Raw genomic sequence first — 2,017 nt, 5'->3', positions numbered from 1 at the left:
CCTGACACTCGGTTCCGGGAAGGCAGTTCGCTCCAAGCTGGACTGTATGCACGAACCCCCCGTTCAGTCCGACTGCTGCGCCTGTTCCGGTAACTATCGACTTGAGTCCAAGCCGGAAAGACACGACAAAGCGCCACTGGCAGCAGCCACTGGTAAGAGGGTGTACAAGAGATTACTGATGCAGAGTTCTTGAAGTCAGAGCCAAACTACGGCTAAACTGGAAGGACGAATTTGGTGGCAGCGGTCTTGTACACCCTGTTACCACGGTCCAGAAGTTCCCCAACTTACTGAACCTTCGAAAAACCACCTCCCCAGGTGGTTTTTTCGTTTTCAGAGCAAGAGATTACGACGCAACGGAAAGGATCTCAAGAGGTTCATCTTCGATGACCGACAGACATCAAAGTAAAACCGATACCAAACAACAGTACCAGTCAAAAACTCACACCGACAAAACCCTTTGAAAATAAAGCATAAAAAATCGTATAGTTGGATGATGCACAATCACCCAACAAACCAGCATAACCATTTGAATAAATAGAAAAATAAAAATATAGGATATTAGAGTAATGAAATACATTTGCTTTGCAGCAGTAATGATTTCCCTTACAGGATGCGTTAATTCAAGTGGCGTATTACCCATGGGGCCAGATACTTATTCCATATCTGTTCATGCTGCACCTGTAAGGGGACAGGCTGGAGCAAAAAAAGCTGCGTTAACAGAAGCGAACCAATATTGCCTTAATCAAGGCAAGACCATCCTTGTGAAGAACATGGATCACTCTACGTTTAGCTCGCTCCCAGGGGATGATATAAGCATCATATTCCAATGCTTATCGGTTGGCGATAGTGGATTACAGCGACCTAATTATCAAAGTCCTGCTGATGTAAACGTCAACGTTAATTAGGCACCATTTACCATAACATCCGTTGGGCGCACCGCTGAAACGGGGTTGGCTGCGTTTCCGGTGCCAGACGCGAGAAAGTGGCGACAGACATAACGAAAAAACACCAGAAACGCAGCCGCTGAATATTACACTGGTGCATAGTCATGCAGCCAGATGCATGGATGTTAAAGTCACACTAAAATCCGCGCCAATGCCTTAAAAACCGACAAATGCTTCTCCAGCCAGTCCCACAGCTCCGCCGCCAGATACAGGCAGTTAAGCAATGATTCAATAAGATTTAACAGCTTCATTTCCCGCTCCTGAATAAGTCGTGACCTTTTTGATCACGAACCTATTTAGCGGGAGAAATAAGAGCCCCTCTTCGTGCGGGTTGTCAGCTGCCTGGATGGTTTAAAGTGTCGGCCCGCGGTAGGTTTTCTGCGGCTGGCGCTCCAGCTCCAGTGTTTTCTGATACTCATTCTCCCTCTGCCGGAGCTCGATGGCATTCAGTTCCCGGACAAGCGGCGCAGCTGCTCGCTTAAACTCAGCACCTGCGTGCTCAAGTCCGACACGCGCTCGTTCAGCATCGCGTTCTCCCGTTGCATAAGCCCACACATGCTCCGCCATTCCGCGAAGGCGCTCTCCCATTCGTCCAGCCTTTGCGAGTAGTCCTGCTGTAGCTGCTCTAATGCGCTCAGCAACTGCTTTTCCAGCTCTGTCATTTTCCGCTACTCCTGTTTCAGGCGGATCCATGTCGTCCCGTCGTAGGGGATGGCTTCGGTTTGCATCCCGGGCGGCAGGATAAGAAACCTCCGGCCGTCGCGGCTCTCCTGATAGCGCACTCCCCACGTCCGGGCAGTCATTTTCGCCAGGGTATCTTCCTGCTGACGAAGATGCGTGTAATTGTCGGTTATCTGCTGCCCCTGCCACCACAGTATGCTCCCGCTCGTGCCGATCAGCAGCGCTGACACCATCAGGATGGTGAACCATGTCCGCCCGGCAGTCCGCAGTACGCTCCGCCGGTTTTTCTCCATCGCCTCGCTCATACTCTGCTCGTGTGCGAGGATGGCGTCGCTGATTCTCCTCGCGCTTGCGCTCAGTTCCGCTCTGACAGACTGCTCGTGCTCGCTGAA

The 2,017-nt window shown here is 51.0% G+C and carries 2 protein-coding genes; both read right to left on the bottom strand.

What is annotated here, in order from left to right; genetic code table 11:
• Positions 1–1,390: 1,390 nt before the first annotated feature.
• Positions 1,391–1,606, bottom strand: a complete 216-nt coding sequence (locus DW56_RS19445) for an MbeD family mobilization/exclusion protein (protein WP_029590204.1) — start codon at positions 1,604–1,606, stop codon at positions 1,391–1,393.
• 6 nt (positions 1,607–1,612) lie between these two features.
• The coding region (locus tag DW56_RS19440) for an MbeB family mobilization protein (protein WP_029590200.1) at positions 1,613–2,017 on the bottom strand (405 nt) is incomplete at its 5' end.

It is taken from the genome of Franconibacter helveticus LMG 23732 (genome assembly GCF_000463115.2).
GTDB lineage: Bacteria > Pseudomonadota > Gammaproteobacteria > Enterobacterales > Enterobacteriaceae > Franconibacter > Franconibacter helveticus.
This window is presented reverse-complemented; position numbering and strand designations above follow the sequence as displayed.

Bases quoted from the DNA above. Each gene is read 5' to 3' on its own strand.
- DW56_RS19445 (WP_029590204.1), bottom strand. From the start codon at position 1,606: ATGACAGAGCTGGAAAAGCAGTTGCTGAGCGCATTAGAGCAGCTACAG.